Raw genomic sequence first — 25,219 nt, 5'->3', positions numbered from 1 at the left:
GGATGGCGAGCGACACCCATCCGGATCCTGACAAACTCGATGCGCTCGCCGCGCAGTGGGAGGCCAAGGCCGAGGATCTCGACCGGTTGCGCCTCGTACCGTCGAAGGCCCTGAACCAGGTCGGCAACTGGCAGGGCAGCGGGCGGGCGGCGGCCACCCGCACGCTGCCCAATCTCGAGAAGAACCTCCGCAACACCGCCGAGTTGTGCCGCCGCTGGGCCCGGCGGTTGCGCAAGATGGCGGACGAGATCCGCAAGAAGCTCGAAGAGCTCCGCAAACAGTCCCTGGTCACCATCCTGAGCGTCATCTTCGGACTGCTCTTCGGTTTCATCGTCGGTTTCGCGATCGGCCCGGCGCTTGCCGCGCTCGTCGCGGCGATGGCGCGGGCGGTCGCCGGTCTCGCCACGGCGCTGCGGGCCATCATCAACCTGTCGTTCCAGTTCGGTCTCGGCGCAGCCGTGTTCGGGTCCACCCAGCTCGCCGCCGAGGTCTTCGCCCAGGCGATCGCGTCGCACGTCGACGGCAAGTTCGAGATCACCAACGAGAGCTGGATCAGCGTCGGTGCCGCCGCCGGTCTGGGCGGACTGTTCGGACTCTCCACCCGGGGACTCGGCAAGGTCGGCGGTGGCGGGCCGAAGTCGACCGACGTGCCGACGGTCAAGGGCCTGGACGGCACGAACACCGGTGGGAGGCCCGGCGACACCCCCACGCCGGACGTACGGACCGGTCGTGGCGACATACCGGGCGTCGGCTCGCCGGACGGACCTCCGCTCGGCGCACCACCCCCGTACAGTGCTGTCGGTGGCCGGCCCCCGACGCCGGGCCCGGTCAGTGCCAGTTCGACGCCGCCACCGGTCCGCCCGGTCGGCGGGCGGGGAAACGCCGGTGGCGCCGCGCCGACGCGGACCACCCGACCCACCACGGTCGACCAACCCCCACCCTCGGCGCTCGGCGGCGCACCGGCGCGGACCACACCGCCACCGGCCCGCCTCGACGGCCCGGTGAACACGCCACCACCAGCCCAACCGCAACCCCGGGCCGGGGTGCCGCAGCCCGACGGTCGGCCACCGGCGGTCGGCAACGGCAACGCGGCCAGCAGCCTGCCGCCGCCGGCCCGCACCACCCCACCGCCGAAGGCCGACGCGGGTGTTCCACCCGTCGGTACGCGGACGCCGGGTGGACCGGCGATGGCCGGAGTGGACGGACCTGCGCCGCCCCCGCGCGCCGTCGCCGCCGACCCTCGACCGCCGTCGCAGTTGACGCCCGAGCCGATGCCCGGAGGACGGCCGCCCGCCGCCAGCCCCGACGTGCCTGTCACTCCCGGCGGAGGACGCCCGCCTGCCGCCAGTCCCGACCTGCCCGCGACCCCGGGCGGAGCGCGGGACGTACCCGGCAACGGCCCTGCCCGGGACGTGTCCCCGAACGCTCCCACACCGGCCCGGTCCGGCACGCCGCCGCCCGGCCAGGGCGTGGTTGTCGACCCGCCCGTGGTCCGGCCGGGCGGCGTCGGCTCGGTGACGGACGTGCCACTGCCGGGCGGCAGACCTGCCGGAGGTACTCCCGACCCCACCGTGTCGGTTCCGCCGCCCGCCCGCCCGGTCCAGCCGGGGGTCGAGGGGAACCCGGTGAACACGCCCGGCGGCGGCACCGTCGGTGGGGCCCCGCGTCCAGGGCGTCCCGTCGAGGGAATCCCGGCCAACCAGGTGGTCGACGTCCCCACGCCCGCCCCGAGACCGGCCACCCCCGAGCCGTCCACACCGGTACCACCTGCCGGGCAGCCCGGCCCACGGGGCAACCTCGCGGCGAACGACCTGCCGGCCGACGTCAGGACCCCGGTCACCACGAGACCACCGCTGGACCGGGCACCCGTCTCCGGTGAGCCACCGACCGTCCGGCCGGACACTCCGGTCACGTCACCCCGACCCACCTCGCACGCGGCGACCCGGCCGGACACACCCGAACAGGTCCCGGCCGACGTCGCGCCCGGCTCCCGTCCGGGCGGCACCACCGGTGACCAGCCGCCGGTCGTCGGACCGGGCAAGTCGTCCACGGACACCGCCCCGGTCGGCGCGTCTTCGAAGGGTGCTCCGGTGCCGGGCAAGACCAACCCGGCACAGGCCAACCTCGACGCGCGGATCCGCGACCTCATCGCCGAGGGCGGCGGCGGCAAGGGGCAACCCGGGGTGTCGCAGTCCAGCCGGCCGGGCACGCTGACCGAGATGCGCGCGCTGCGCGAACGGATCCTCGCCGACAGCCCCGGCGGGCAGCCCACCGGTGGCAACGCCTTCGTCGTGCAGCGCCTGGACGATCACATCGCCGACCTGACCCCACGGCGTCCCGTCGGCGGTGACGCGCAGGGTGGCGCGGGTCGGCAGTTCAGTGGTCAGCCGGGGGTCGAGGCTCCGCTCAAGCAGGTCCCGGTGCCGACGAAGCCCCTGCCCGGTGGTCCGCGACACACCTGGCCCGACGGCATCGACGCTCGGGCGCCCTATCCGGACCAGACGTCCGTACCCGTGGTGGGGCCGAAGGGACCACGACTTGCCACGGAACCGAAAGCTCCGGGGCTCCCGCCTCCCGACGCCCCGCCGCCGCCCCCGGTGCGCGAGCGGTTTGCCGGCGAGTGGGACTGGCGGGTTCGGTCCGATCGGTTCGGCACCGAGTTCACGTTGGTGCAGCGTGGGCCGGAGCCGCCGCAGGGCACTCGGCTCGGCGGGGCCAGCGGCGAGCCGCACGGCCCGGCGGGCCCAGGCCGGTCGCCACGGACTCATTCGGTGGATCCATCCGATCTCGGTGCCGGGCGCCAGCGGCTCGGGGACGGAAAGGTGATCCGGGACGACCAATTCAGTGCCTCATCGAGACCGACTGGAGGCTCGCGGGTCGAGAAGTTCCCGGCCGAGTTTCGGGTGGAGACCAACGGGGACAAGTTCGTTCGCCTACCGGAACAGGCGATGCCCGCCAAGCCCGGCATTGGCCAGCCGGAACGGCCGTACTTCGTGCGGCTGCCAGACCCGGTCGACCGGCCGTATGCGGATGCTGGTGGGCGAAATCCGGAAGGGACCTACTCATGGCAGGAGCGCAATCCCGGTAAGTCAGATTCCGGGTTGGACCGTGGCCGGGGGCAGACGGGCGGGGCCCAGAGCCGCACGGAGTGGCAACTCCTCCCACCGGAGACTAAAACGGTCGGAACGACCAGCCGGCCGGGGGAGTTCCCCGGCTCCGGCCACCGGCTAGACGCCGGGCTGAGTGAGCGCCTGAGCGACGCGGTGGGAAATATCGGCGGCATGTTCCGCCGGGGCGGTGACGGGGCCGATCCTCATTTGCTGCCCTCCGTCACGAAGCCGTCGGGGCCGGGCGGTGCCCGTCCTGAAATGACTCCGCCGGCCGGCCGGGATGCCGTGCCGGACTCGCGGCCTCCGGGCGGATCCTCCTCTCCGGAAAGCTGGAAGTCGTACGGGAAGGGCCACCAGCTCAGCGACCAACCGGTTCGACCGACCCCCGACAGCGGCCTTCCGTCCCCTGGGCCGCGAGCGCTGGACGGCGGTGGGACCGGACCGGCCAGTACCGGAGACATAACGGCACCGCCTCGATCGACCGTCGACACTCCGGCGCCGAGGACGGACAGCGGCTCGTTCATGCGACCGGGCCGTTCGGCGGGGATGGAGAGCGGCGGCTCGTCCCGTACCGGACCATCGCAAGGTTCGATGGCGATGAGGGAGCCACGCGCCGGCAGCCGCACCGAGACCGTGACGCCGGACCGGTACTTCGAGCCGGTGGTGTACCGACCGGACTGGGTCACGAACGCTCCCCGGGGCGCGGCAGACCCGCCCCGGACGGTTGGCGGTGTCGGAGGCGAAGCCCCAACACCCGCAGGACCTGGGGCACAGCGTGTGTCCGCCGGCACCGAGGGTGCTCCGCAGGGCGGTGCCAAGCGGGGACCGGACGGCCCGTCGGCCGTCGATACCCGGACGCCGGCCGGCTCCCAGCCTGGTGAGGTCTTCGGGGCGCGGTCCGGCCCGGCCACCGCGCCCGGTCCGAGGTCGGCCGGACAGCCCGTTGCGGCCCGCGACAGTCTGCACGGACAGATGGCGGACCTCCTGGAGGGTGCGGCCAAGCGCGCAGAGGTCAAGCCCGGTGGCGGACCCAAGCCGGGTGAGGACGTCAACCTGGGCACGGGGACGCGGGCGGGAGAGAGTTCCCGTACGCCGGGCGACGTCACCACGCCGCCGAGGCAGTCGCGACCGGGGGAGGCGTTCGGGCAGCGTCCGGAGTCGGGGACGCGGCGGTTGGAGTCGTCGCCGGAGCCGGAGCAGGTCACGCCTGGGAAGTTGCGCAAGGATCGGCCGGTCGGTGACAGGGGGCGGCCGGGCGAGGCGTTCGGGCAGCGTCCCGAGTCGGGGACCCGGCGGTTGGAGTCGTCGCCGGAGCCGGGGCAGGCGGGGCCCGGGAAGCTGCGCAAGGACCCGCCGGCTGCCGACCCGGCACCGCGCCCTGGAGAGCCGTTCGGGCAGCGCCCGGAGTCGGGCACGAAGCGTCTGGAGTCCGCGCCGGGGCCCGGCACGGGCCGGACGGACCCGCCGGCAGGGTCGTCGACGCCGCGTACCGGAACGCCCGAGCCGACGACGCCGATCCGGGATGGTCGGCCCGCGTCGACGACCGAACAACCGGCCCGGCCGACGCCATCCCAGGTCGCGCCGGCCGAGGGCAGGCCTGCCGCGACGGTGCAGCCGGAGTCGGGTCCCAGGCCTGGGCAGGGCACCAGACCCGAGCCGGCGACCGGGCAGGAACCCGCACCGGCCAGTGGCAAGGCTCCAGCGCCCGGATCGGCTGCTGACCGGCGGGCGCAGGCGTGGGCGAACGCGTCGCCTGCGGAGATCGAGGTGCTGCGGGGCGGGGGTGCGGGCGCCGGGCTGCGCCCCGACCAGCGGGTGAACGTGGTGCTCAATGATCGGATCTCGGCCGAGTACGCGAAAGCGGCTGAGGACTCGTTGCGGGCCGAGCTGGCGGATCTGCGGGGTCGGGTGCGGACTCCGGGAGAGCCGATCTCGGATTGGGTGTGGCGGCAACAGCGGATCGCGGAGATCGAGTCGAGGTTGGGCGGAGGCGCTCCGGAGCCGGTGGATGTGCCGGTGCCGAAGGCGCCTGCGGGTGAGTCGGCTGCTGACCGGCGGGCGCGGGCGTGGGCGAACGCGTCCCCTGCGGAGTTGGCGGTGTTGCAGGGCGGGGGCGCCGGTGCCGGGCTGCGCCCCGACCAGCGGATCAACCAGGTGCTCAACGAGCGGAACTGGGCGCGGCAGGCGGCCGAGATCGAGGCGGGTCTGCGGGCGGAGTTGGCGGATCTGCGGGCACGAGAGCAGTGGGGGCAGAACCCGTCCGAGGCGGAGCAGCGGATTCTCGACGGCGCTGGGCTGGGTGCGGGCGTGCGGCCGGATCAGCGGGTGCTGGTGGTGGAAGCGCTGCGGTCGTTCGCGCAGGGCGCCGAGACCTGGCTGGAGGGACCGAAGGCTGCTGCGGCCGGGGCGGCGCGGAAGGCCGAGCTGCAGCGGCAGGTGGAGTTGGCGAGGCAGGGCCTCAACCCGTACGGGGACGGTGGGGTTCGGGTCGTGCTGCACCGGCATGGCCGCCCGGAGCTGCGCGAACCTGAGATCGACACGCCAGGTGCCCCCTCCACCACGCGGGTGGAGCCGGACGGGCTGGAGTGGTTGTGGCGGGATCAGCGGATCGCGGAACTCGAGTCGGCGTTGGGCTTGCGTCCTGAGTGGTCGTTGCCGAGGTCGCCTACGGGTGAGACGGCTGAGCAGCGGAGAGCACGGGCGTGGGCAGGTGCGTCGCCTGCGGAGTCGGAGGTGTTGCGGGGCGGGGGCGCGGGCGCCGGGTTGCGGCCGGATCAGCGCGTCAACCTGGTGCTCAACGAGCGGAACTGGGCGCGGCAGGCGGCTGAGGTCGAGGCGGGGCTGCGGGCGGAGTTGGCGGATCTGCGGGGCCGGGTGCGGACGCCGGGCGAGCCGATCTCGGAGTGGGTGTGGCGGTCCCAGCGGATCGCGGAGATCAGGTCGACGCTTGGCGAGCAACCGGTCGAGGTGCCGGTGCCCAGGCCGCCTGCGGGTGAGTCGGCTGCCGAGCGGAGAGCCCGGGCGTGGGAGAACGCGACTCCCGCCGAGACCGAGATCCTGCATGGCGGGGGAGCGGGTTTCGGGTTGCGTCCGGACCAGCGGGTGAACCTGGTGCTCAACGAGCGGACCTGGGCGCGGCAGTCCGAGCAGCGGTTGCGGGCGGAGTTGGCGGACCTGCGGCGGCAGGTGCGCACGCCCGGTGAGCCGATCTCGGAGTGGGTCTGGCGCTCCCAGCGGATGTACGACATCCAGGTTGCGCTGGGTGACCGTACGCCGGAGCCGGCACCAGTGTCGAGGCCGTCCGGTGCCGGCCCGCGTCGAGTGGAGAACCCGACGCCCGCCGAGCAGGAGGTGTTGGCCGGTCGGGGTGCCGGCTTCGGGTTGCGTCCGGACCAGCGGGTGAGCCTGGTGCTCAACGAGCGGGCCTGGGCGCGGCAGTCCGAGCAGCGGTTGCGGGCGGAGTTGGCGGATCTGCGGCGGCAGGTGCGCACGCCCGGTGAGCCGATCTCGGAGTGGGTGAACCGGTCGCAGCGGATCGCCGAGATCCAGTCGACGTTGGCAGGGCGTGCGTTGGAGCCGATCGTCGTACCGGTGCCGAGGCCGCCTGCGGGAACGTCGACCGCCGACCGGAGTGCGCGGGCGTGGGAGAACGCGACGCCTGCGGAGCTGGAGGTGTTGGCCGGTCGGGGTGCCGGCTTCGGGTTGCGTCCGGACCGGCGGGTGAACCTGGTGCTCAACGAGCGGGCCTGGGCACGGCAGTCCGGGGCGACCGAGGTCGAGACGCCGACGATGTTGCCGCCGGAGCTGGCCCACCTGCAGGCGCGTTCCCGACGGATCACCGATCCGTCCGAAGGGGAGCAGCGGATCCTCGACGGCGAAGGTCTGGGCGCGGGTCTGTCGCCGGGACATCGGGTGCTCACGGTCGAGGCGCTGCGGTCGTTCGCGCGGGGCGCCGAGACCTGGTTGGAGGGGCCGACGGCTGCTGCGGCCGGCGCGGCCCGCACCGCCGAACTACGGCAGCAGGTCGAGCTGGCGAGGCAGGGCCTCAGCCCGTACGGCGACGGCGGGTTCCGGGTCGTCCTGGACCAGCGCGGCCGCCCGAGTATCCAGTCACGTGACATCGGAACGCCCGGTACCTCCGCCACGCGGGTGGAGTGGGAGGTCCTGGAACACGGCCGCGAGCCGGCGCCCCCGCGACCGGAGACCGTGGTGGTCAGCGAGCACGACGCGCTGCCGCCGGTGACCGAGGAACCGGTTCCGCCGGTGCGGCCGGTCGAGAGTCCGTCGGTGGTCCGCGAGCGCCCGGCAAGCGGGGAGTCGGCGCCGCCGGTGCAGACGATGGAGCGTCCGCCGCTTCCGACGGTGGAGCGTCCGTCGGTGCCGGAGCGGCGGATCCTGGCCGGTCAGCGTCTCGGCGAAGGGCTGTCACCGGCGCGGCGGGTGCAGACCGTGGAGGCGTTGCGATCGTTCGTGCAGCAGACGCGGACCCGCATCGACGACCTGACGGCGGCGGGTGGTCCGGGTGACCTGCGGCAGGCCACCCGGCTACGGCTGCAGGTGACCCGGGCCGAGCAGGGCCTCAGCCCGTACGGGGATCGGGGCGTGCGGGTGGTGCCCGGCCGGGACGGCCGACCGGAACTGCTGCCACCGCGTGACGTACGCGGCCTGCCGCTGACCCGGGCCGAACGGAGCGTGCTGGCCGGACAGGGCGCGGGCGAGGGCCTGTCGTACGACCAGCGGGTCGACGTGGTGGTCGCCGAGCGCAACGCGGCCTGGCAGACCGAGCAGTTGCGGGTCGAGTTGGCGGAGCTGCGGGACCGGGAGCCGCTGCCGGACGAGCCGACGCCGGATCAGGCGTGGCGGGTGCAGCACATCGCCGACCTGGAAGCCCTGGTTGGCGACGCCTCGGCCGGTGGCCGGGTGGCTCCGCCGGTGCAGACCGTCGCGCCGGTCCGACAGCCACCGCCGGCCGGGGTGCTGACCGAGGCCGAACGGGAGGTGCTGGCCGGTCGGGGCGAGGGCCGAGGGCTGCCGTTCGACCAGCGCATCGACCTGGTCGTCGGTGAGCGCAACTGGGCCTGGCAGACCGCGCAGGTGCAGGCGGAGTTGGCGGAGCTGCGCGCCTGGGACGCCCTGCCGGGCGGCTCGGTCTCGCAACGGTTGTGGCGTGTGGACCGGATCGCCCATCTCGAAGCCGTGTTGACCGGCGAGGTCACCCACTCCCACGACGAGCAGCCCACGCCACCGGTCTCGGTGTCGGACGGCCTCCCGCTGGTGTCGGCGGTGGTGGACCCGTCCGCAGGCGAGCAGCGGATCCTCGACGGCGAAGGGCTCGGCGCGGGTCTGTCGCCGCTGCGGCGGCGGGACGTGGTGGAGGCACTGCGGTTGTTCGCGCATCGCGGCCGGGCGGAGCTGGACGAACTGGTCGCGGTAGGCGCGGACGATGCCCGGGTCGGACAGCTCCGGCAGCAGGTGGAGTCGGCCGAGCAGGGGCGCAGCCCCTATGGCGACCGTGGGGTCCGGATCGTGCTGGACCGGGACCGGCAACCGGTGCTGCTGCCCCCGCGTGAGCTGCCCGGCCCGCTGACCAAGGCCGAGTGGACGGTGCTGCGAGGCCGGGGCGAGGGCCGTGGCCTGACGTACGAGCAGCGCGTCACGCTCGTCATCCACGAGCGGGAGGCGGCGCGGCAGGCCGAGCAGGTCCGGCAGGCCGAGCAGGCCCGATGGCGGCGCGAGCTCGACCAGGCGTTGCGGACATGGCAGGCCGAGCAGGAGCGGAAAGCCCGCGAGGAACAGACCGCAGTGCGCGCGGCTGCCGTCCCCGAGGGATACCAGATCCGGCACGAGCAGGCCGACACCTACCGGCTCTATCGGGGCGCGGCCCCGACGTCGGCGGAGGACGCGGGCGCACCGCTGGTGGCGGGTCGGGAGGCGTTGCGGGTCGACCGGTCGGTGACCGACATGAGGGTGGTGGGCCGGTACCTCCGTGCCCTGGACCCGGCGGTCACCCGTCGGCAGCAGGTGGAGATGCCGCGCACCGGGCGGCGGGTGACGCCGGAGAAACTGCGGTCGCTCGTGGACCGGCACCTGCCGGCGGGGGCGGTCATGGCCGTACCGGTCGGTCAGGTGACCGCCGGAACGCCGGTGCCGTTCCCCCGGCTGCCCGGCGGCGCGTCGGCGGACGACGGCTGGTATCTGGTCGACGAGGACACCACCCTGAGCGACAGGGCCCGGACCCGGCCGATGGCCGTCGGGCACACCCTGGTGGAGTACCCGAACCTGATCTGGATTCGCCCGCCCGGCGCCCCGGAGTCGGTGATCACCGGGTTCCTGGCCCGCCCCGACAACGCGAAGACGCTGGTGCTGGTCGGTGCGCCCGGGGGCAACCCACCCGGCGAGGTGTGGGACGAGCTGAGCACGTATCTGCGCGGCCTGCCGGAGCAGCGGTTGAGCCGGCTGGAGATGAAGGATCTGGTCGCCGAGCGACCCGACCGCCACCTGCCGGAGGACCGCCGGTTGGTCGAGTACCACGAGGCGGCGCGCCGGATCGGGCACAATTTCACCGGTAAGCCCACCTTGGAGGCCAAGGAGGAGCTCTGGGCGTACCTGTCGGACACGCTCAACCCGGCCGGGCCGGGACACGTGCCGGTGCCGGAGTTCGACCCGACACTCAACGCCCCCGGCCGTCCTGGCACTGACAAAGGCCATGATCTGCACGGCGGCTTCGAACATCGTCGTTGGCGTCTGCTGCTCTCCGACAAGCTGGACACCTGGCAGGCCGTGGTCACCACGATGCGCCACGAGTGGGAGCACGTCGAGCAGTACTTCCTGATGGCCCGCTACCTGGCGGCCACCCACCGCACGGTGGCGGACCTGCGGCGGCACCTCGCCGTCGAGGACGACCGGGTGCTCCAGGCCGCGCTGGACGACCCGGCCGTGCCGGGCACCGACGACCACGAGTACGGCGAGCAGTTGTACCGGGGGAGGCTCGGTGCCGATCGGGGGGCGACCGAGGCGGTGGAGGCGCGTCGGCGCGAGCTGTACCGGGTGTACAAGGACACCGTGCAGCGCAAGCGGGCCAACGACGCAGACCCGGCCCGGACCCTGCGCGGTGGGGCCGAACTGGCGCTCCAGACGATCCGTGCCAACGCCGCGTACGCCGCCTCACTCGTCGAGTACGCCGCGCTGCCTCTGGAGGGCCCGGCGATCGAGCGGGAACGGCAACTGGACCGGCTGTTCGCCTGGGACACCATGCCGGACGCGGTGCCGGTCGGCGTCGCCACCGGACCTCGGCCCGGCCGTGCGGCAGATCGTGCCGGCGCGGCTGGGGTCGGACCGGCACCGGACGAGTCCGCCGAGGTCACCGCCAGCCCACCCGTGCCGGCCGAAGCCGCCGTGGCGCTCGCGCCGACGAATCCGCTGCTGGACCACCGGCTTCTCGTGACCGCCGACCGCGAGCTGCACGAGGCGGTACGCGAGCTGGTCCGTGCCGACTACGGGCGGCTCTCCGGCAGGTCGGGAGAAGCCGCGCAGCAGGACGGCTGGCGGAACCTGGCGAACCTCGTCCTGCGGCACGCCGGGTTGCCCGAGCTGGGACCCGACGGCCTCCACATCGGTCAACCGGCCGAGGGACACCTGGGCGGATTCGACCGGCGGTCGTGGACGATCGGGCTCGCCGACGGCTCCGTCGAACACCTGCTCCGTACGCTGATGCACGAGCTGGTCCATGTCGAGCAGGTCACGCTCGTCGGCCGGCTGCCGGCGGGCCGCCCCGACGGCGTCGCGCTGGATTCGCTCGTCCACGACGCCCGAGTCCGTGCCGAACTCTCCTCGACAGCGGTGGATGTCGGCAGCCCTGGGCACAGCATCGCCGGGCGGATGCGGCCGGAACTGGAACCGCAGGGCGAAGCTCGGGCGGCAGAGATCATCGCCGCGGTGGGTGCCGCGCAGTCCCGCATCGACGTGACGCCGACACTCCTGCACGAAGTCGACCGCCTCGGCGGGTTCAACGCCGGAGTCCGTGGCCGATTGGCGCGGGGCCACGACGGCGTGCTCCGACACTTCGCCGAGGCGATGACCCGATACCTGAACCTGCCGCTGGAGGCTCAGGCACACCTCGTGCAATTCGACTTCGACTCCGACGGTGTGGCGCGGGACTGGCGACGGGAACCGCAGGCACAGGTGCCGCCACTTCCGGGGTACGTCGTCGAGGCGATCGTGGCGGGCAGCGTCGTCCGTCCGCAGGGCGTCGTGGTGACACCGCCACCTCGGCTCGCCCATCCCGGTCGTCCACAGGTGCTGATCCACCTGACCGACCTCGGCGACGCCGAGCAGGTGCTGCCCGAGCTGGCGTCGTCGCTGCCCGCCCACGCGTTGGTGGAACTGCACGGCGCGCCGGGAGGCCGGCTGTTCACCGTCGAGGAGTTGGCGGTGCTCTCCTCGGCGCTCGACGACGGCCAGCGGCTGATCGTCGCCCCGGACCTGGTGGCACCCGCCGGTGAGTTCGCCCGTCACCTGCTGCCGTTCTCCCGGACGCACGCGCCGACCCTGGCCCCGTTCGCCGCCTACTACCTGCTCCACCCGAGTTCGCGGCCACCGTTCCTGCCGATGCCCTTCCCGTACCTCATGCGGAATGTGGGCGTCGGGACCTTCGAGCTGTATCCGGGTTGGCATGTGGTCGCGGTGGGCGACCGGGCCTGGATCGGCCCGGCCGACGGGCAGCCCGACCTGACCGGCGTGCCACACGCGCGCGTGGTGATCGGCAGCCCCGGCCAGGAGACGCCGTGGGCGGTGGTCAGCGCAGGACTCTGGCTGGCCCGGATCCTGGCCGGTCAGGTCGGGGCCACCGTCGACGAGGGCTTCGTCCACGTGTTCCGACCGGCGATCGCACCCGCCGACACTCCGGCGGCCGTCACCGACGACGTGCTCCACGCGGTCGAGGACCGCGACCGTGAGCTGGTACGCCTCGCCTTCGGCGCGGAGTACGTCCCGGCATCCGGGAGAGCCGTCGGGGTCCCGCACCTCGACAGGAACCCGTTCAGGCTGGTGGAGTCCGCCGACTACGAGCTGTACTACGTGGTGGACGCCCTGCTCCACTTGGCCGGCGTCGGACCGGTCGCTCCGCTCGTGGCACCGTCGCGCGCGGTCGACGCGCTGACCGGGTTGGCGGACCGGCTGGGCCTGAGCGATCCGGCCGAACCCGATTCCGGCGCGCTCGCCGCCCGGCGTGCCCTGCTGGCGGCGGGACGACTGGCGGCCGTCGCGTACGGTCCAGGTGGCCTGACCATGCCGAGACTGCGTGCGGCGTGGCACGTGCACACGACGGCGGGAGATCCGACGCATCCTGCCGTCACCCGGGCGAGGACGCTGGTCGAGCGGGTCGTTCCCGCACGCCACGTCCAGGACCTGGACCGGGAGCTTCCGCTGCTCGTGATGCGGGTGCTGGAGCCGGTGGCGATGTCGGGCGGCTCCCGGTCGGCGCTCGGCCCGTCCTACGATCGGTCGGGCGAGTGGCTGATCCGGATACTCCAAGGTACGAGGGCGACCGATGACGGGGCGGCGACCCTCTGGTGGCCCGGTGCGGACCTGAGCCACGTACCCCTCAAGGTCTGGGCGGCACTGCCCATGCTTGCCGAGATCGACGACGTCCTGGTGGTGGGTTACCAGGCAGGCCCGGACGGGCTGCCGCTGCTCGACGGCCGACCCGCCGCCGACCACCAGGTCCTCGGTGGTGCCGCCCTGCTGGCCCAGCTCGGTGACACGCTGCGTACCGAGCTGAACGGCGGTGACCCGAGCCGGCAGCGGGTCTTCCTGACGCCGCTCGTCGACGATCCGGCGGTCGAGGAGTCGCTCGACGGGCTGCGGACCGACCTCGCCGCGCTGGACAAGCGGCTGGGCTGGGGGGTACGACTGGCGGCGTCGGTGTCGACCGGGATGGACGAGACGGATTCGGCCGGCGGCGATCCGGACGACATGGAGATCGCCGCGAGCCCGCCCGATCCGGCGGAGGAGCCGGTGCGGGTCGGGTCGTGGCCGCCCGTCCTCCTGTCGTCCCAGGCGTTCCCCCTGCTGCACGAGCAGGTGGCCATCGTGTCGCCCGAGTCGTCACCGTCCGGCTCGCGCGTGACCTCGCGGGCGGTGTCTCGGGCGGTGTCGCCGTCCGGCTCGCGGGCCGTGTCGCCGTCCGGTTCGCGGACCGTCCCCGCGTCCGTAAGCGCGACGGAGGCACCGGATGAGCCGGTCGCGCGGGCGATGGTGGCCCTGGTCGACGCGTATGCGCCGGGGCGTGCGGAGCACGACTGGGAGGTGACCGCGCCACAACCCGGCGGACCGGTGCCACGTGGCCCGCTGGCCGACCTCTTCACCGTCGAGGCGCTGTCCGGTTGGCCGGCTGGTGTGCTGCGCGCCGGGGTCGTCCTGCGTCCGGTCGGCAACACCGGGGACCGGCGGTTCCGGTTGGTGGTCCGGGCCGAGACGGCGGGTTCCTACCGGCACCTGGAATCGGATGGGGACGTTCACCGGTACGGAGTGCCACTGCTGGTGACGGTGCGGCTGGAACACACCGGCCCGGTGCCGGTCGGGCCGCTGCTCGAGTCCGCGTCCGAGTTGCCGCAGTCGCGGGCGGTGCTGCTCGATCAACGGGTCGCGGTGACGGAGGAGGTGCTGCGGCAGCCGGGGGTGCGGATCCGGCGCGGCGGCGTGGAGCAGGTGGCGGCGCTGCCCGGTGGTCCGGACGAGACACTGGGGGCGCTCAGGCTCGCAGCGCTGCGGGTGCCCGAAGGAGCCGCGCTGCCCGGGCAGGTCGTGGTGGCCGGGGTCGCGGCATCGGTGCGGGTGTTGCAGGACGCGGTGGTGGCCGAGCTGACCTCGGGCCAGTGGGCGGAGAGATGGTCGGCGCGGACGCGGGCCGGTGTGCGGTCCCGTTCGGTGCTCGCCGATCCGGTCACGTTGGACGGGCTGTCCCATGCCCTGTCCGAGCCGGGGTTGGTCGACGCGTTGCACGGGCAGCCGGTGGCCGTCGGCCCGCTGTCGGTCGGACTGGCGGCGTTCAATGGGGTACGCCTGGGCCAGGTGACCCGAGCGGGTGCTCCGGAGGCACGCATCCGGGCGGGCCTGCTGGTGCAGGTGGAGCTGCGGGAGACGGTTCGACCTCCGGCGGGTCCGGCCGGGGCACCACCGCCGCTGGCGTTCCGCCTGGACGGGGCGGTGGAGCTGTCGATGCCGCCGGAGTTGGCGGATCAGATCCTCGATGTGCGTACGCCGCCGTACGAGGTGTCGCAGGTTCCCGAGGAACCACCGGCGTATCAGCGGGCCGCGGCGTCGGCATGGGGAGTGAGCGACGAGCAACAGCGGCTGCTGACCGACGTGTTGGGCGGGACGGGAGCCTGGGACCGGCTCCTGGAGAGTCAGCCGTTCGGGTTCGACGGCCCGGCGTTCTGGCGTCTGGCGGGGCTGCTGGAGGTGGTCGACGAGGGCGGTCGGGTCCGGGATCGGTCACGGTTGGCCAGGCTGGCGCGATGGGTGCAGGTCATCGAGCGGGTGCCGGACCCGTCCGAGGTCGAGGCGTTGGCCGTCGGTGCGGTGCTGACGCAGACGCGTACGGAGTTGTCGGCGGCGGAGAACGCCCTCCAACGGGCCGGCGAGGTGCTCCGCTCGTCGGCGTACCAGCATCGAGTCCTGGAGACCGAACTGCGCGGCCTCGACCGTCGGATCGCACGGTTGTCCGCGACGGTGACCGACGGCGCGGCGGCATCCGAGCTGGCCACCCTCCGCCGGCGGCGCGGCGAGGTCACGAACGCGTTGCCGGCTGCCGCCGCGCATGAAGCGCACGCGTTGAACGAGTTGAGCGTGCGACGCGACGTCGACGCCCGGCTACGGGACGGTCTTGATCGTCTTGTCGCCGATCCGTCGGGGTCGGAACGGCTGGCGACCGTCCGGCGGGCCTGGTTCGCGGTCGCCGTCGAGCTCGGTGTCGAACCGGGTGCCCTTGAGGTGATGGGCGGTGAAGTGGCCGCGGTGGCGGTCGGGCGTGGTGACGCCTCGCCGACGGAGTTCCTGGCCGACCTGCGGCGGCGGCTACGGCCGTTCGGGGTGTTCACCGACAACGACCTGGCGCTGCTGGCCGGCCTCGGTCGGCGGTTGGCGCTGGGGCCGTCCGACGTACCCACCCTCGCGTGGCTGAACGATCGGGGTGTGCCGCTCGAGTTGGTGGACGGCCTTCCGGACGAGTTGGCGAACACGACGGTCACCTGGGCCTCGAAACAGCACGTCCGGGGCGACGACCCGGCGTCGGTGGCGCGGGAACTCGGTCTGGCGGGCGTACCGGCGTTGAACGGGCTCGTCGACGCGCTCCGGGACGCCGCCGTGGCGGCCCGGCCGGTGGGCCGCGCCACGCAGCCGTCCGCGGACGAGCATGGCCAGTGGTCGGAGTCGGTGCAGGACTGGTGGTCCGCCCTGCTGATGATCCGTGACCTGGTGAACGTCGTGGTACGGCGTTCGCCGGTGCCGATCATGAACGCTGACCAGGGTGCGGCGGTCGCAGCCGGGGTGCTCCGGCTTGCCCAGGAACTGGGCTTCCGGACGCCGAGGCACCTCCTGCGCTACGCCGTGTTGAGTGCGCGGCTCGGCTTCCCGGTCACGATGCTCTCGGCGTACCTGCCGTCGCGGCACATGCGGTTGCAGGTGTACCGGTTGCTCGGCAACCTGCCGATGGCCGAGATCGAGGAGTTCCTGACCGATCTGGCGCGGTATCGACCGCTCGACCTCCAGCAGGGCGGGAACGTCTCGGCACCGCGCCCGGTGGGGGAGGGGGAGGCAGCCGCGTGGGCGTCCCGGTTCGGTGTGTCGGCCGACGCCATTCGGACGGCGGCAGCGAATCCCCTGGTGGACCTGCCTCGCCTGGTGGGGCTGGCCGAGCAGATGGGGTTGACGGACGAGCAGGCGCAGTGGCTGTGGACGGTGACGTCGCAGATCGGCCGGTTGGCGACCGACCTGCCGAGGCTCGCGTATCGGGCGGGGACGCTGCCGCAGGTCCTGCTCGAATGGAGTTGGCGGATCAAGGCCGACCCACGGGACCTGATGCCGTTCCGGTCGGCGCTACGCCTGGTGGCGGCCCCGGACGCGTCGGTGACGTACGCCGACCGGCTCACCGTCCAGGAACTGGTGGCGCACCTCCAGAGCACCGTCGCTCACGGGATCGAGGCGTGGTGGTGGGTCCTGTGGGTCGGCGCGCACACGCCGTCCAGCGAGGGGCCTGACGGGCTCACTCCCGGCGAACTGCTGGACCGGATCCGGGCGTACCCGACGGGGATCTTCGAGAGCCCGGGGACAGAGAACGCGTCCGACCTCACCCAGATGGTCGCGGACCTTCCCGAGGACTACACCGCCGGTATCGAGCCGCTCTCGTCCCTGCCGACCGAGCGGAACGCGGACCACTGGTTCGGCGACTGGTTCGAGGAGCGTTTCGCCGTACCCGAAGGCTCCATCACCCGCGACATGGCGAGCCGGCCGTGGCTGAACCATCTCGCGGTGCTCAACGACGCACGCAGGCTCGGGACGGAACCGAGCGAGGCCCTCGATCACGCACGGCGGACCGGTGGCGGTGATCTGACCGTGATGCGGTCGGACGAGCTACCGGACGCTTTCTCCACCCCTGCCCTGACGGACCTGACCCGCCGGTGGGACCTGCGCCTCTACCAACTCGAACCGGTGATGCACCTGCTGGACCACGGCACAGCGGCCATTCCTGCCGACGAGTTGCCGGGACGTCTGCTGGCCCAGGTCTGGGGATCGGTGGAGCGAGTCCCGGCGAGCCAGTCCGCAGCCGTCCTGCCGATTCGGGCCCTGGCGGACATGGCCCTGTCCGCCGACACCTGGCCTCCGATGACCGCCGGTGACGATCCTCGGCTGCTCCGGTGGATGACCGGTGTGACGGGCCTGGACTGGACGACGGACACCGACCCTTCGCGGGCGACCACTCTGCGGCACCTGATCGAGGCCGGATATCTGACCGCACTGGGCAACCTGGCTCGCAGGGTGGGCCTGCCGCAGCACGAACGGGCGGCGCTCGCGAGCCGGCTGCGGATCAGCCAGGAGTGGGTGACGGCGCTCAGCCTCCGGATCGGCTCGGTGCCGACGCGCATCGTCGAGCAGGCCGCCCTGCTGGGCGTGGCGGACCCCGCGCGCCTGTTCGCGCTCGCCTCCCTGCTCGGCGTCGACCCCCGCATCCTCGGCCCCGACGACGATCTCGGACGACTCAACGGCACACCCGGATCGGACCGCCTCGGTGCGGCGGGCGAGGTCGCCGCCTCGATCCGGGCCCGGCCCGACTGGCCGACCCGACGGATGCACGGCACCCTGACCGACGATCTGTTCCGGGTCGTGCAGTCGTCCGAGGTCGCACCGGCCCAGGTGGTGACGCTGCTGCGCAGGCTGCCGCAGCTCCTGAACGACGATGGTTCGTGGCTCGGTCTGCCTCGGCTGCTGAGGATCGCGGTGCGGCTGGGCGGGCGGCCTGAGCCGGTGGCGCTGTACGCCAACACGAACCGGCCGCCGTTCGTTCCCGGCCGCCCACAACCCACCGACGAGCAGGTGATCGCCGCCTACCAGGAGTGGACGGAGCGCCTGCGCGACAGGTACGGGCTCGACCCGATCGACGTGTGGCGGGTGTGGAACGGCGACGGTTCCGCGATTCTCGCGCGGGGCGATGTCGCCGAGATCCGCCTCGCGGCGATCCAGCACGCGGGCGACGATCTGGCGGGAATGACGAGCCGCCTGGCCGCGAACACCGGTCAGGACGTGTTGGATGCCATCGAGACGGTGACACGCGGATCAATCCGTGGTGCCCGGGTGCCGTTCCTGCCGGACGTCGCGGTGCCCGACGGGGTGCACATCAGGTTCAGGGTGCGCCAACTGGCGGATGGACCGCGCGCGCGGCTCGCGAGGATTCTCGACGGTGTTCCCGGTGCCGCCTTCCAGCAAGGCGGATTGAGTTGGGACCACGTCAGCTTCACGTTCGCCTCAGACGGCGGTGGCTGGGCAGACCTGACGAAGGTGCTGAGAGCCTTCGGACCGAATCCCGGCAATCGGCCGCGCCAGGTGCACGTGGACGTGCGTCACGGGTACGGAACGGACCGCGCCGCCTACCTCCGACTCGCGCACCTCTACTACTCGCACAGCGACGTCCTGACCACCGCCGGAGTGGCACCCTTCGACGACCTCGACGTCTATCGCGCGCAGTTGAGCCTTCCGCAGTTCCCGACGTACGAGCACTTCCTCGCCTACCACGGCGCTGAGCGCGGAGCGTTGTGGATCGGCGCCGCACCGCGATCCGGCGACATCATCCGGTTCAGGACCGGGATGGACGCGCCAACCGATCCCGGCACCGTCCAGGCGCGCGTGTTGATGATCGCGGAACTCGTCCGGTCGGCCCGACGCCCGATCGAGGACGCCGCCCTCTGGGCCCGGCAGTTCGAGCTTCCCGGGGCCCGCCGTCGTGCTCGCGATGGCGGTGCCGCGCGGGAGTTGGGAGCCGACGGGCGCTGGCTGGCCTCGCTGCACGCCGATCCGGCACTACGGGCCCAGGCTGCCCTGCTGATCCTGGCCGGTAGGGACGAGCCGTACCAGTACGGGTCTTCCCGGCCGGCCGTGCCGGGGCTGGGTCCGGTGTGGTCCGATCCCGTCGTCACGTCCGCGTCCGCCGCGACGTCGGTGGCGTCGAGCCCGGCCTCGGTGGACGACGACGGCGACGTGGAGATGGACGGCAGTCCGCCCGACCCGACCGAGGCGCCGGTGGCGGTCGGATCCTCGCCGCCCGCGCTCGTACCGTCCGCAGCGTTTCCCCTGGCGTACGACCAGGAGAGCCTGACCGCACCGGATCCGGCGGTGCCGAATCCGGCGGCGGAGACGGCGACCCGCCTGGTCCGCACGTACGTGCGGAGACTCTCGCGGAGCCGCTGGGAGGTGGTCGGTACGCCGGGCCGATCGGCCGAGCGGTTGACCGAGCTGCTCTCCACCGAGCGCCTCAAGGACCTGTCTCCCGCGCAGCTTCGAGCCGGTGTGACCATGCGGCCGAGTCGTTCCGGAGAAGGCGGTGACGAGCGGTTCCGGTTGGTCGTGCAGACCGAGCCGGCCGGTGCCTACCGGCATGTCGAGTCGGCCGACGGTGCGCACCGATACGCGTCCTCGCTGCTGGTGACGGTGCGACTGGAGCACACCGGGCCGGTGCCGGCCGGGAGCACGGGCTCCGAACCGGTCACGGATCTGCCGCAGACCCGCGCGGTGCTGCTCGACCAGCGGGTCACGGTGGCGGACGAGGTGCTGGCGCAGCCGATGCCCCGGACGGCTCCCACCGGCGTCGAGCGGGTGCCGGCGCTGCCCGATGGCCCGCAGGAGACGCTCCGCGCGCTCGGCTTACGGCCGCAGTCGGTGACCGGGCACGACGTGCGGAACGGACAGGTCCGGGTCAGCGCGATCGCCCCGACGGCGGCGCGGACGCTGCATGACGCGGTGGTCGCGGAACTGCGCTCGGGTCCTTGGGCAGTGCACCGACCGGCGGGTGCCTCGGGTGGCGTGCGGGACCACCCGGTGCTGGCCGACCCGGCCGGGGTGGACGGGATCCATCACGCGCTCTCCGCGCCGGGACTGACCGCGCTGCTGCCCGGTGCGCTCGGCGGACCGGGCGCGGCGGCGGGTCCGCTCCGGGTCGAGCTGGCGATGTTCGGCGGGGTGCGGCTGGGCCGGTCCGGCCGAGGCGAGACCGCGCGCGAGCGGATCCGGGTCGGCCTGCTGGCGCAGGTGACTCCGGCGGGTTCGCCGGACGCGTCACCACTGGCGATCCGCCTGGACGACGCGGTGGAGCTGTCGGTGTCGCCCGACACCGCCGACCGGATCCAGCGTGACGCCCGTCCCCTGCACGAGGAGTCGCCCACCTACGAGCGGAAGTCACCGTCGGTGTCGGGGCTGAACGCCGAGCAGCAGGCCATGCTCACCGACGCGCTCGGCGGCTCCGACGCCTGGGACCACCTGCTGAGGAATCAACCGAACGGGTTCGACGGCGCCGCGTTCCTGCGGTTGGCCGGGGCGCTGGCGGTGCTCGACGAGAACGGTCAGGTCGCCGACGCTGACCGGCTGAACCGGATGGTGCGCTGGGTGCAGCTCATCGAGCGGGTGCCGGAGCCGTCCCAGATCGAGCCGCTGGCGTTGGCGGCGGTGCTGACCCAGGCGCGCGCCGCGTTGGCGCACGCGGAGGCCGAGCTGGTCCAGGCCGAGAAGACGCACTGGTCGGCGGAGTACCAGCACCGCTACTGGCAGTCCAAGGCGACCGGCCTCGACCAGAAGGCGGAAGGTCTCCGGGGTCACGCGGAGGAACTGCGACGTCGGGTGCACCCACACCAGGAGTCGCTTCCCGACGCTGCGGCACCGGTCACGCGACTCGCCGACGTGCAGGCGGAACTGGCGACGGTGTCGGCGGACGTCGACAAGGTGCGCGCCGCGTTGGCCGGCGCCGCCGATGAGAGACGTCGTGCGGCGCGGGAAGTAGCCGCACTTCGCATCGAGGTCGCCGGACTCCGCCGGGAACTGGCGTCGCTGCGCGCGAACCCGTCGAGTGCGGTGCAGGTGCCCGTGGTCCGGCAGGCATGGTTCGCGCTCGCCGTCGAACTCGGCGTGGACCCGTACGCGCTCGAGGTGTTCGGTGGCGCGCTGGCCGCGACGATGGTCGGGCGGAGTGAGATCGCGGCCGGGGAACTGTCGGCCGAGCTGCGACGGCGGCTACGTCAGTACGGGGTGTACACCGACAACGACCTGATCATGTTGGCGGATGTCGGCAGGCGGCTGATCCTGGATCCGGCTGACCTACCCGTCCTGCGGTGGCTCAACGACCGGGGCGTGTCGTTGGAGTTGTTGGAGGCGTTGCCGGCCGACCTGTTGGTCACGGCCTTCAACTGGGCGTGGGAGCAGCATCATCGTGGTGATCCGGCTTCGGTGCCGGAACTCGGCCATCGCGAATCCGGTGAGCCGGACGGTTGGCCCGCTCTGCTGAGCGGTCGCCTCGGCTTCCCGATCACGTCGCTGCTGGCGGACTCGTCGTCCCGGCACCTGAAGCTGCTGCTCTACCGGATGCTCAGCGACCGACCGATGGACGACGTCAGCAGGTTCCTCGACTCGCTGACGCCGCCTCCGTCGTACCGCAGCGTGCCCCCGGTCAGCGAGGAACAGGCGGCCCGGTGGGCGGCCCGGTTCGGGGTGACCGCCGACGAGGTGCGGGTCCTGGCCGCGAACGCCTGGGCCGACCTGCCCCGCATGGTCGGTCTGGCCGAGCGGATGGCACTGGACGACGGCGAGGCGCACTGGCTGTTCGACCTGACCCGCACGATCGGCCGGGTGGCCACCGACTTGCCGAGACTGGCGTATCGGATGGGCGTGCGGCCGCAGGTCGTGCTCGAATGGAGTTGGCGGATGGCGGCCGACTCGCGGGACCTGATGCCGTTCCGGTCGGCGGTGCGTCTGCTGCCGACCACTCCGCCGCCGGTACCGGCGGAGAACCGGCTCTCCGTCGCGGAACTGGTGTCGAACCTTCGGGACAGCCTCGACACCGTGACCGACGCGCCGTGGTGGGCGTTGTGGATCGCCACGCACACCCCGTCGACCCTGGGTCCCGACGGACTGACGCCGGGAGAGCTGTACGACCTGCTGGGTGAGGAGACGCAACACGTCTTCGTGTATCCGGGGACGCTGAGCGCGGTGAACCTCCTCGACCGCATCAGGGATCCGTACCGGCCCCTTCGGGACTACGCGGAGATCAGCCCGTTGCCCGCCGAGCGGGCCGCCGACCAGTGGTTCGCCACGTGGTTCGGTGAGCAGTTCGGCGTTGGTGAGATGGTCATCCACCACGACCTGATGAGGCGGCCAGGTCTGGACCACCTCGCGGTACTCGACGAGGCCGCCAGGATGGAGGTGGAGCCGTCCAGGCCCCTCGAGTACGCCCGGTGGTCAGGCGGCGGGGACCTGGCAGCGACGCGTGCGTTCGGGTTGCCCGCCGGCGAGCCCCAGGCCGGGCTGATCGAGTTGGCCACTCAGTGGGGCGTGCACCTGCACCAACTCACACCGATCGTTCCCGTGCTGCCTCGGGAAGCCGATTTCTGGGCGCAGGGTGTCGAGCCGGTCATGACGAGCGTGCTGACCCGGATCTGGGGCGGTGCGGAGTCGATCCCGGCGGACAGCTATGAGGCGACGAACCTGCTGCTGACGTTCCTGACCGACCAGGGGATCAGGGCGGATCGCGATCGGGTGTCCAGCGCCCATTCTCTGCGGGGGCTGTGGCTCACCTGGCAGTGGGGACTGGACTCCACTGCGGAGACGGAGAGCTTGAGACTCTTCGACGAGTTGTCCTCGGAGAGTAATGGCAGTTACCTGGAACTGCTGCGAGAACTCGCGAATCGGATGAACCTGTCTAAGCTGGCACGAACGGCGTTGGCCGACCGGCTGGGGATCAGCACGGGCTGGGTGGACGCCTTCAGCCTCCGGATCGGGACGGTGCCCGACGGGGTTGTCGACCAGGCCCGCCGCCTGGGGGTGACCGATCCGGCCCGGCTGTTCGCCCTCGCCGCCATGCTCGGCGTCGACCCGAGGGTGCTCGGACCCGAAGACGGTCTCGACCGGCTGAACGAGGACTCCGGCGACGCTCGCTTCGATGTCGCGTACGACGTCGCCACGTCGATCCGGGCCCGCTCCGACTGGCCGGGGCGGTCGTCGGGCGACACGATCACCGATCGGCTGTTCCGGTTGGTGAAGCGGTCGTGGACCATCCCGTCGAACCTTCCGACCCTGCTCAACGACGACGGCAGTTGGCTCGGTGTCGACCGGTTGCTGGAGGTCGCAGAGCGGCTGCACACTGCACCGGAGTCGGTGGCTCTGTACGCGAACACCCAGCGGCCACCGGCCGTGTCGGGCGATGGGCAGCCCACGACCGAGCAGGTGGTCACGGACTACCAGGCGTGGGCGGAGTCCGTATACCAGAAGTACGCCCTCGGTCCGAAGCAGCTCTGGCGGGTCTGGAACCGGGAGGGCACGGCGTCTCTCCACCGTTACCACGTCCGCGCGATCCAGGCCGCCGCGCTGGCGTCCGCAGAGCCCACCGAGGCCACCGAACTGCTCGACCGGTTCACCGCCGGTGCCAACCCGCTCCGGGCGGTAGAGGAGCTGGCGCGGGCGCGCGTACCCGGCGCCTGGCTGGTGCCGTTCCAGCCGGAGGCACCCGAGCCGGCCGGGGTGACGATCTGGCTGTCGCTGCGGTTGTCCACCGGCGGACAGTCCCGTGAGCTGCAAGAACAGGTGGCAGAGTATCCCGGCGCCATTCTGCTGGGGAACGATCTGCTCTACGAGTTCGGCGCCGGTCGCGGCGACTGGGCTGGACTGGCCCGCCTGGTGGAGATCGTCCCTCGGCAGGTCGCCGGGGAGTCCGTGATGATCTCCGTGCGGTCCGGGTACGGCATGGACGCGGCCGCCTACCTCCGGCTGGCTCACCTCTATCACACGCAGGCCGACGTGTTGACGATTGCCGGACTGACCCCCTTCACCGACGAGAGCGCCTACGCGGCCAGAGAGTTCGACTCCTTCGAGGAGTTCCTCGGGCACCACCGCGATGGCTCACTCCTCATTCGCGCGAACTGGCGCTCCGGCGACCATGTCGCGTTCGTCCTGGCTCCCGGTCAGGTCTCGCCCGGTGTCCTGCAGGCCCGCGTGCGGATCGCGGTGGAACTCGTCCGGACCGCCCGGCAGCCGTTGTCGCCCCAGTGGTGGAGCCAGCGTTTCACCGGCCCCGGCTTCCAGGACCCGTCGCGGGCGGGCGGCCCACGCCGACTCGGGGACCGGGCACACCGACTGATCGAGCTGCTCCCCGATCCAGCGCTGCGGGTCCGAGCGGCCGGGCTCGTTCTCGGCGGCCCACAGGTCCGCCACCACGCCGAACCACAGGCATCGGGGCTGGGGCGGGTACTCGCCGATCCCACCCTCGCCCACACGTCGTTCGCGGCGCCACCGATGCCGAGCCCGGATCGCGTACGCGAGATCCTCGCCTCCGACCCGTCGACGTCCGGCCTCGACGTCGAAGCTCTGACCGCCCGGCTGAGCAACGCCACCGACGAGCGGGACGAGCGGGTCAGCTGGCAGGAGGCGGTGCTCCGCGCGGCGATCCACGGGAGGGTGGATCTCGCCGGCCTGCTGACCGGGCAGCTCTGGCCGGTTCTGGCCCGCCAGCTGATCACCGGCCGGATGGCGCTACCCGACGAGGTCGTCCGGACGGCGTACCGCTTCGTCGCCCAGACCTCGGACGCGGACTGGACGAGCCTGCTCTCCGAGCGGATGCCGCGGCCACTGTGGAACCTCACGGCGCCGAACCGGGTGGACGAGGAGGCCGCGGACGGGCGGGGCGACTGGCCCGACCTTGGTGTGCCCGGAGCGCGACCGCCCGCGCAGAGTCTGGTGCCATGGTTGCGGGGCCGTGTCTCGGTCGGCGAGGACCCGTTGCCGTACCTCGTCGAGAACGCGTTGGATGGTCTGGCGGGACCCGACACGGGCACCACGTTCGGCCTGCAGCTCGTCATCGAACAGGAGGATTCCGCAGACGCCGCGTCGCACGGTGCGTACGGTGAGATCAGCTATTACATGACCCCGGTGTGGCAGGGCCTCCGGGAGGCCGTACCCGGTGTGGGGCTGATCAGCGAGGTGGTGCACCCAGGGGGGTACCGACTCACGGCACAGGGACTGGTGGACAGCCCTGCGGTGTGGCGGGCCCTCGGTCTGTTGATCGACACGGTGCGGAATCTGACCGCCCGGGCAGAGCTGCCGCTCACCATCGACGTCGAGACCGCCGCCACGCGAAGCGGACTCTTCTCGCCCGAGGCCCTCCACCGGGCCGCCGAGACGTACTCGGAACTCCTGCAGCGGATGTCGTCCGGCCCGGACCGCGCCGCCGTCAGCACGCGGACCGACTCGGAGCGCATGTTCGAGAGCACCGGCGACGGTGTGCGCACCACATCGATGCCGCTGCACCTCGCGTTCGGGCTGGCCGGACTACAGGCCCGGCTGCGGGTCGTGCTCGCACTGGTCCG

At 72.7% G+C, this 25,219-nt stretch carries 1 protein-coding gene (running past one end of the window); it reads left to right on the top strand.

Annotation, left to right across the window (positions count from 1 at the left end):
• The first annotated feature begins 2 nt into the window (after positions 1 to 2).
• Positions 3 to 25,219, top strand: partial view of a DUF8616 domain-containing protein gene (locus tag ABT008_RS12510; RefSeq protein ID WP_350696018.1) — the start only. It continues 26,131 nt past the right edge of the window; the window shows 25,217 of its 51,348 coding nt (coding positions 1-25,217); it begins with the start codon at positions 3 to 5; the stop codon falls past the right edge of the window.

This window comes from Micromonospora sp. NPDC002389, assembly GCF_040296095.1.
Lineage (GTDB): Bacteria > Actinomycetota > Actinomycetes > Mycobacteriales > Micromonosporaceae > Micromonospora.
The sequence above is the reverse complement of the archived record's forward strand: the minus strand, read 5'-3'. Positions and strand labels throughout refer to the sequence as shown.